General features: G+C 66.0%; 10 protein-coding genes and 4 tRNA genes. 13 read left to right on the top strand and 1 reads right to left on the bottom strand.

The window, feature by feature from the left end; all coding sequences use genetic code 11:
* The first annotated feature begins 102 nt into the window (after window positions 1-102).
* Window positions 103-963: a zinc metalloprotease HtpX gene (gene htpX, locus G6038_RS16655; protein ID WP_165038936.1), complete on the top strand. Its 861-nt coding sequence runs from the start codon at window positions 103-105 to the stop codon at window positions 961-963.
* A gap of 6 nt (window positions 964-969) precedes the next feature.
* On the opposite strand, the gene G6038_RS16660 is transcribed toward htpX, so the two are convergent.
* Entirely contained in the window at window positions 970-1,461 is a 492-nt protein-coding gene (locus tag G6038_RS16660; RefSeq protein WP_006940864.1) for a YajQ family cyclic di-GMP-binding protein, read from the bottom strand.
* A gap of 147 nt (window positions 1,462-1,608) precedes the next feature.
* On the opposite strand from G6038_RS16660, the gene G6038_RS16665 reads away from it, so the two are divergent.
* The 12 genes from G6038_RS16665 to rplJ all read left to right on the top strand — a co-directional run bounded on the left by G6038_RS16665 (window position 1,609) and on the right by rplJ (window position 7,294).
* Window positions 1,609-1,691, top strand: a tRNA-Tyr gene (locus G6038_RS16665).
* Between the two features lie 261 nt (window positions 1,692-1,952).
* Window positions 1,953-2,025, top strand: a tRNA-Thr gene (locus G6038_RS16670).
* Between the two features lie 44 nt (window positions 2,026-2,069).
* Window positions 2,070-2,145, top strand: a tRNA-Met gene (locus G6038_RS16675).
* 58 nt (window positions 2,146-2,203) lie between these two features.
* Complete coding sequence (rpmG, locus tag G6038_RS16680; protein WP_003937613.1) at window positions 2,204-2,371, top strand: 50S ribosomal protein L33; 168 nt, start codon at window positions 2,204-2,206, stop codon at window positions 2,369-2,371.
* Window positions 2,372-2,458: 87 nt separating this feature from the next.
* Entirely contained in the window at window positions 2,459-3,034 is a 576-nt protein-coding gene (gene hadA, locus G6038_RS16685; RefSeq protein ID WP_165038937.1) for a (3R)-hydroxyacyl-ACP dehydratase subunit HadA, read from the top strand.
* A complete protein-coding gene (gene hadB, locus G6038_RS16690) occupies window positions 3,021-3,446 on the top strand; it encodes a (3R)-hydroxyacyl-ACP dehydratase subunit HadB (protein ID WP_165038938.1) in 426 nt (141 codons plus the stop codon). The genes hadA and hadB overlap by 14 nt, the downstream gene beginning before the upstream one ends.
* Before the next feature lie 174 nt (window positions 3,447-3,620).
* Window positions 3,621-3,693 (top strand) — tRNA-Trp (locus G6038_RS16695).
* A 32-nt stretch (window positions 3,694-3,725) separates the two neighbouring features.
* Window positions 3,726-4,151, top strand: coding sequence for a preprotein translocase subunit SecE (secE, locus tag G6038_RS32115; protein WP_165038939.1), 426 nt, complete (start codon window positions 3,726-3,728; stop codon window positions 4,149-4,151).
* A gap of 46 nt (window positions 4,152-4,197) precedes the next feature.
* A complete protein-coding gene (gene nusG, locus G6038_RS16705) occupies window positions 4,198-5,037 on the top strand; it encodes a transcription termination/antitermination protein NusG (RefSeq protein WP_165038940.1) in 840 nt (279 codons plus the stop codon).
* 70 nt (window positions 5,038-5,107) lie between these two features.
* Complete coding sequence (gene rplK, locus G6038_RS16710) at window positions 5,108-5,542, top strand: 50S ribosomal protein L11 (RefSeq protein ID WP_003937618.1); 435 nt, start codon at window positions 5,108-5,110, stop codon at window positions 5,540-5,542.
* Between the two features lie 131 nt (window positions 5,543-5,673).
* Complete coding sequence (gene rplA, locus G6038_RS16715; protein ID WP_100056093.1) at window positions 5,674-6,387, top strand: 50S ribosomal protein L1; 714 nt, start codon at window positions 5,674-5,676, stop codon at window positions 6,385-6,387.
* 373 nt (window positions 6,388-6,760) lie between these two features.
* On the top strand, window positions 6,761-7,294 hold the full coding sequence (gene rplJ / locus G6038_RS16720) for a 50S ribosomal protein L10 (protein WP_006940886.1): 534 nt from the start codon (window positions 6,761-6,763) through the stop codon (window positions 7,292-7,294).
* Window positions 7,295-7,328 lie beyond the last annotated feature (34 nt).

Genomic DNA, 7,328 nt, shown 5'->3' on the forward strand with positions numbered 1-7,328 from the left:
AGGTCGGGACGGCCGTCGCGGTGGGCGACGGTGGGGAACCCGCTCCCCGCCCTGTTTCGTTGAACATACGAGCAAGATCGACGAATCGGGAAGAGGCGTGACGTGCACGGGTATGCGAACCGGCTGAAGACGGCGGGGCTCCTCATCGGGATGTCCGCCCTCATCGTGTTCATCGGCGCCCTGTTCCGGAACCCGACGATCCTGATCGGCTCGATCGTGCTCGCCGTCGGGATGAACGCCTACGCGTACTTCAACAGCGACAAGCTGGCGCTGCGTGCGATGCATGCCCAACCGATCACCGAGGTGCAGGCGCCGGCGGTCTACCGGATCGTGCGCGAGCTCGCGACCACGGCCCATCAGCCGATGCCCCGGCTGTACATCAGTCCGACCAACGCGCCCAACGCGTTCGCGACGGGCCGCGATCCCCGCCACGCGGCGGTGTGCTGCACCACCGGGATCCTGGAGATCCTGAACGAGCGCGAGCTGCGCGCCGTGCTCGGGCACGAGCTGTCGCACGTCTACAACCGGGACATCCTGATCTCGTCGGTGGCCGGGGCGATGGCGGCGGTGATCTCGGGGCTGGCGAATCTCGCCTTGTTCGCGAACATGTTCGGTAACCGCGACCAGGGCACCAATCCGCTGGCTCTGCTGTTGGTGTCGCTGCTCGGGCCCATCGCGGCGTCGGTCGTCCGGCTGGCTGTGTCGCGCTCGCGCGAGTATCAGGCGGACCAGTCCGGCGCCGAACTCACCGGTGACCCGCTGGCGCTGGCGTCGGCGCTGCGCAAGCTCGAGCGGGGTACCCAGGCGGCGCCGCTGCCGCCCGAACCCCGGATCGCCGCGCAGTCGCACATGATGATCGCCAACCCGTTCCGGGCGGGGGAGCGGGTGAGCCGGTTGTTCTCGACCCACCCGCCCATGGCCGAGCGCATCGACCGGCTCGAGCGCATGGCCCGCGGCGGGTAGCGCCCCTTACCGGTAGTTGACGAACTGCAGCGCGATGTCGAGGTCGGCGTTCTTGAGCAGTGCGATCACGGCCTGCAGATCGTCGCGCTTCTTGCTGCTCACGCGCAGCTCCTCGCCCTGGATCTGCGCCTTGACACCCTTCGGGCCCTCGTCGCGGATCAGTTTGGAGATCTTCTTGGCGTTCTCGGTGCTGATGCCCTGCACCAGGGACCCGCTGATCTTGTAGACCTTGCCGGACTGGGTGGGCTCGCCGGCATCGAAGGATTTGAGGGAGAGGTTGCGGCGGATCAGCTTCTCCTTGAACACCTCGAGGGCGGCATTGACGCGCTCCTCGGTGTCGGCGGTCAGGGTGACGGACTCCTCGCCGCTCCACTCGATGCTCGCCCCGGTGTTGCGGAAGTCGAAGCGGGTGCCGAGTTCCTTGGCGGCCTGGTTCAGCGCGTTGTCCACCTCCTGCCGGTCGACCTTGCTCACCACATCGAACGACGAATCAGCCACGAGCACTCCACTTCGGATCGGTTCTGTACGGGTTGCCGCCCCGACGCTATCGGGTGGCGCAGTGCCGCTGTCCACCCGGTTTGCACAACAGGGGGGTGTGCGTTGTATTGTTTCAAACGCGCCAGGGACACGGTCCCGATCGCGCCCGGCAGGTTGCCCGAGCGGCCAATGGGAGCGGACTGTAAATCCGTCGGCTTATGCCTACGTAGGTTCGAATCCTACACCTGCCACGCAGAACGGCCCCGATCCGAACGGATCGGGGCCGTTCTGCATTTCAGCCGTTCGGGCACCGGGACGCCGTCCGTGCCGGGTCCCGCCGGCGCTCCGGACAGGCCCGTCCCGGGCCGGGGCCGGGGAGCACCTCGCCGGGTGCTCGCGGAAGCGGCCGGAAATGCCGATTTACGGCCCCTGAACTGCTGATTTTGTTCCTGCAGAGGAGTGTGTGTAATCTTTTGGAGGCCGCAGCGAGCAGAGATGCTCACGGTGGTCGCGCCCCCTTAGCTCAGTCGGCAGAGCGTTTCCATGGTAAGGAAAAGGTCGACGGTTCGATTCCGTCAGGGGGCTCGCTGGATTGTGGTGCCGCCGTTGTTCGCGACACTCGACACCGAGGCGGTGTAGCTCAGTTGGTAGAGCAAACGACTCATAATCGTTGCGTCGCCGGTTCAAGTCCGGTCACCGCTACCAAAGTTGAATGAACCACCCTGATCTTCGTTGATCAGATTGACGCGAAAGAAGGCATCCCGTGGCCTCCTCAACCGACGTTCGGCCGAAGATCACCCTGGCCTGCGAGGTGTGCAAGCACCGCAACTACATCACGAAGAAGAACCGTCGCAACGACCCCGACCGGTTGGAGCTGAAGAAGTTCTGCCCCAACTGCGGCACTCATCGCGCCCACCGCGAGTCGAAGTAGTCGTACAGGGTCGACGTCGACGCGTGAGCTCTCCGCAAACTCGCCCACGCCGGCCGGCGTCCGGGCGAATTTGCGGGAGTTTTGCGTATGACGGGCACATCCGTGAGTGAAGAATCGGTCGTGGACGGCACCGAACAGGCCGGGATCCAGTTCGATGCAGCGGCACATGCGGCCTCGATGGTCGGCCATCACTATCGCGTCGAGGACTTCTACGAGGTCGGGCGCGAGAAGGTCCGCGAGTACGCGCGCGCCGTGCTGGACAACAATCCGGCGCACCACGACGAGGAAGCGGCCAAGGGTCTCGGCTACGACGGCCTCGTCGCTCCGCTGACCTTCGTCTCCATCGTCGGCATGATCGCCCAGCGCAAGCTGTTCGACGAGGTCGTGACCGGATACGACCTCAGCCAGATCATGCAGACGGATCAGCGGCTGGTGTTCCACCGGCCCATCCAGGTGGGCGATCGGTTGTTCTGCGACGTGTACCTCGACGACTTCCGTCAGGCCGCCGGCAGCGACATCATCACCACCAAGAACATCATCACGGATCAGCACGACAACGTCGTGATGACCACGTGGACCACCCTGGTGGGCCGCACCGGTGGCGAGGTGGACGAGAACATCGCCCACGCAGTCAAGGATGTGATGATGCATGTCGCTCCGTAGGTTCGAGGACGTCTCGGTCGGGGAGGAGCTGCCCGCGCGGGTGGTCACGCTCACCCGCGGCAACCTCGTGAACTACGCGGGTGTGTCGGGTGATCCCAACCCGATCCACTGGAGCGACGAGGTCGCCAGGCTCGCCGGCTTGCGCGATGTGGTCGGCCACGGCATGCTCTCCATGGGCATCGCGGCCGGCTTCGTCACCGACTGGCTCGGTGACCCAGGAGCGGTGACCGAGTACAACGTTCGGTTCACCAGTCCGGTCTACGTCGAGGCCCACCGGGCCGCCGAGGTGGAGTTCTCCGGCAAGGTCAAGTCGGTGGACGCGGACAGCAAGACGGCAGTGGTCGCGATCGTGGCAAAGTCCGAAGGGCGTAAGATCTTCGGGCGGGCTACGGCAACGGTCCGTCTGGCCTGACCGGCCGGGCGGATTGGGTTTGTCCCGGGGCTATGAAGTACACTAAGACTTCTGGGATCGCATAGCGCAGCGCGCTGCTCTCGAGGACCTCGACGGTCCGCGGGGTGGCGCGCATGTCATGTGGTCGCAGATGGGTCGATCGAGACGCCGGTTCCCGGCGGAGGCATCGACCAAAGGGGCGTAGCTCAATTGGCAGAGCAGCGGTCTCCAAAACCGCAGGTTGCAGGTTCAAGTCCTGTCGCCCCTGCCCCCGGACGGCCAGCGACCGAGAGGAACGATGTGAGCGAGGAGCGCGGTAAGCGCGACGGCGGTAGCGCAGGGACCTCCAACCCTGTCGACGCCGGATCGGCGACCGACGCGACCCCCGGCGCTCCCTCCGCGTCCGCTGCTCCCACCGGCAAGAGGTCCCAGCGGCGTTCGGCCGCTCCGGCGTCGACCGCGGTGGCTGCCACCCGGCGGCCCGACTCGAAGGCGGCAGCCAAGTCCGCCCCCCGTTCCGGTGCCCAGGGCACGGAGAACATCTTCAAGCGCCTGCGGCGCTTCTTCCGTGAGGTCCTCGCCGAGCTCCGCAAGGTGATCTGGCCGAATCGCAAGCAGCTGGTCACGTACACGACCGTCGTCGTGGTCTTCGTGACGGTCATGACCGCGCTCATCTTTGGATTGGATCTGGCGTTCGTGAAGGGCGTCAGCTGGTTGTTCGGTTAGCGCGTCAGCGTACCGGCGAATGTGATCGACGAGAGGAAAGTGCCCGGTGAGCACCCCCGAGAACGACTCCTACGAGCCCTCGGCCGAAGAGCGCGTTTCGGACGAGGTCTTTGTTGACGACTCCGTGACCGCGGACGCGGCCGACGAGTCGGCAGAGGCGGGCATCGAAACCGACGAGACGGCCGGCGACGAGCCCGAGGCGGCACAGGCCGAGGAGGCACCGGCCGACGAGCCCGAGGAGGCACCGGCCGACGAGGTGGCCGAGGAGGTCGACCCGGCGGAGGCCCTCGAGAAGCAGCTGCGGCTCGAGCCCGGCGACTGGTACGTCGTGCACTCCTACGCCGGCTACGAGAACAAGGTCAAGGCCAACCTCGAGACCCGCGTGCAGAACCTGGACCTGAGCGAGTACATCTTCCAGGTCGAGGTGCCCACCGAAGAGGTCACCGAGATCAAGAACGGCCAGCGCAAGCAGGTCAACCGCAAGGTCCTGCCGGGCTACATCCTGGTGCGCATGGAGCTGAACGACGAGTCGTGGGGCGCTGTGCGCAACACCCCCGGCGTCACCGGGTTCGTGGGGGCCACCTCGCGCCCGTCGCCGCTGACGATCAAAGAGGTCGTGAAGTTCCTGCTGCCGCAGCAGGCGAAGAAGAAGCCCGCCGCAGCCGCCGCCACGACCGCCGAGGGCGTCGCGACCGCCGTCAAGCCCGCCATCGAGGTGGACTTCGAGGTCGGCGAGTCCGTCACCGTGATGGACGGACCGTTCGCGACGTTGCCCGCTTCGATCAGCGAGGTCAACGCCGAGCAGCAGAAGCTCAAGGTCCTGGTGTCGATCTTCGGTCGTGAGACCCCGGTGGAGCTGTCCTTCAACCAGGTGTCGAAGATCTGACGGTCCGACCCACTCAAGCTTGCGATCGCAGTACGCAAGAACCACACCGAGCAAGAAACTAGGAATAGAGATGCCCCCGAAGAAGAAGAAGATTGCCGGGCTCATCAAGCTCCAGATCCAGGCAGGTCAGGCCAATCCGGCTCCGCCGGTCGGCCCCGCGCTGGGTCAGCACGGCGTCAACATCATGGAGTTCTGCAAGGCGTACAACGCCGCGACCGAGTCGCAGCGCGGCAACGTCGTGCCGGTCGAGATCACGGTCTACGAGGACCGCTCGTTCGACTTCAAGCTGAAGACCCCGCCGGCCGCCAAGCTGCTGCTGAAGGCCGCGGGCGTGCAGAAGGGCTCCGGCGAGCCGCACAAGACCAAGGTCGCCAAGGTCACCATGGATCAGGTGCGCGAGATCGCCAAGACCAAGCAGGAAGACCTGAACGCCAACGACGTCGAGGCCGCCGCGAAGATCATCGCCGGCACCGCGCGTTCGATGGGCATCACGGTCGAGGGCTGAGCACCGCGACGCCCGCGTTGTGACACCGCAGGGCTGACGAAGCCCCGGAGCAGGAACCCGTGGGAGGGCCGGCCAGGCTCGACAACCACGACCGAACCGTTCACCTTCCGGTGACAAGTTAGGACAGAACAATGGCAAAGCGCAGCAAGGCGTACCTCGCCGCCGCTGAGAAGATCGACGCCTCGGCGCTCTACAGCCCCCTCGCGGCCGCTCGGCTCGCGAAGGAGACCTCCTCGAAGAACTACGACGCCACCGTCGAGGTCGCCATGCGCCTCGGTGTGGACCCCCGCAAGGCGGACCAGATGGTCCGCGGCACGGTCAACCTGCCGCACGGCACCGGTAAGACCGCCCGCGTCATCGTGTTCGCGGTCGGCGAGAAGGCCGCCGAGGCCGAGGCCGCGGGTGCGGACGCCGTCGGCGCGGAGGACCTGATCGAGCGGATCCAGGGCGGGTGGCTGGACTTCGACGCCGCGATCGCGACCCCGGACCAGATGGCCAAGGTCGGCCGTATCGCGCGTGTCCTCGGTCCGCGCGGCCTGATGCCGAACCCGAAGACGGGTACGGTCACCCCGGCTGTCGCCAAGGCTGTCGCCGACATCAAGGGCGGCAAGATCAACTTCCGCGTCGACAAGAACTCGAACCTGCACTTCGTGATCGGCAAGGCGTCGTTCGACGACGCGAAGCTGGTGGAGAACTACGGTGCCGCCCTGGACGAGGTCCTGCGCGCGAAGCCGTCCACGGCGAAGGGGCGTTACGTCAAGAAGGTGACGATCGCGACCACCACCGGCCCGGGCATCCCGGTGGACCCGTCGCGCACTCGCAACCTCCTGGAGGACGCCGAGTAGGAGACCGGTCTCCCGGTCTTCGCGGTCAGCGCACGAAACGGCCGGCACGGAACTGCTCCGTGCCGGCCGTTTTGCGTCCACGTATCCGATCGGGTACGCTTGCCTGCGGAGTTCGGCGCGTGCCGATCTTCACCCCGATCATGTTCTACCCAAGACCGTTGGTCACCGGATCCGCTCGCGGACTCGGTTGAAGGTCCGGGATTGCCCGGCGGCCCACGCAGGAGGACGAGGTAGGGGAGATGCGACATCGGTTGCGATGCCGTCTTTCTCTCTGTACGCCCCGTGTGCCCTGCACCGGGGCGTTTTGCATTTTGCGGATTTCGAGTGGAACTTCCCGAGCGGGAAAACGACTGTTACTGAGAGGAGGCGAAGTATGGCAAAGCCTGAGAAGGTTTCTGCGGTTGCGGAGATCACCGAGCAGTTCAAGGACTCGACGGCCGCCGTGATCACGGAGTTCCGTGGTCTGTCGGTGACCAGTCTGACGCAGCTGCGACGCGCTCTCGGAGAGGGTGCCACCTACTCCGTCGCCAAGAACACCCTGGTCAAGCGCGCCGCCGCAGAGGCGGGCGTCGAGGGCCTTGACGACCTGTTCGTCGGACCGACCGCCATTGCGTTCATCAAGGGCGAGCCGGTCGACGCTGCGAAGGCCCTGAAGACCTTCGCGAAGGACAACAAGGCGCTCGTCATCAAGGGCGGCTACATGGACGGCGCTGCGCTGTCCGTGGATCAGGTCAACCAGATCGCGGACCTCGAGTCCCGCGAGGTGCTGTTGGCCAAGCTCGCCGGCGCGATGAAGGGCAACTTGGCAAAGGCCGCCGGCCTGTTCAACGCTCCTGCCTCGCAGGTGGCCCGTCTCGCGGCCGCTCTGCAGGAGAAGATGGCGGACCAGGAGTCTGCCGCAAGCTGATCCGCACCATCGCGAATCACTGACCCACCCACCC

It is taken from the genome of Rhodococcus sp. 14C212, assembly GCF_011058195.1.
GTDB lineage: Bacteria > Actinomycetota > Actinomycetes > Mycobacteriales > Mycobacteriaceae > Rhodococcus > Rhodococcus aetherivorans.

Bases quoted from the DNA above. Each gene is read 5' to 3' on its own strand.
- hadB (WP_165038938.1), top strand. From the start codon at position 3,021: ATGTCGCTCCGTAGGTTCGAGGACGTCTCGGTCGGGGAGGAGCTGCCC.
- hadA (WP_165038937.1), top strand. From the start codon at position 2,459: ATGACGGGCACATCCGTGAGTGAAGAATCGGTCGTGGACGGCACCGAA.
- rplJ (WP_006940886.1), top strand. From the start codon at position 6,761: ATGGCAAAGCCTGAGAAGGTTTCTGCGGTTGCGGAGATCACCGAGCAG.
- rplK (WP_003937618.1), top strand. From the start codon at position 5,108: ATGCCCCCGAAGAAGAAGAAGATTGCCGGGCTCATCAAGCTCCAGATC.
- rplA (WP_100056093.1), top strand. From the start codon at position 5,674: ATGGCAAAGCGCAGCAAGGCGTACCTCGCCGCCGCTGAGAAGATCGAC.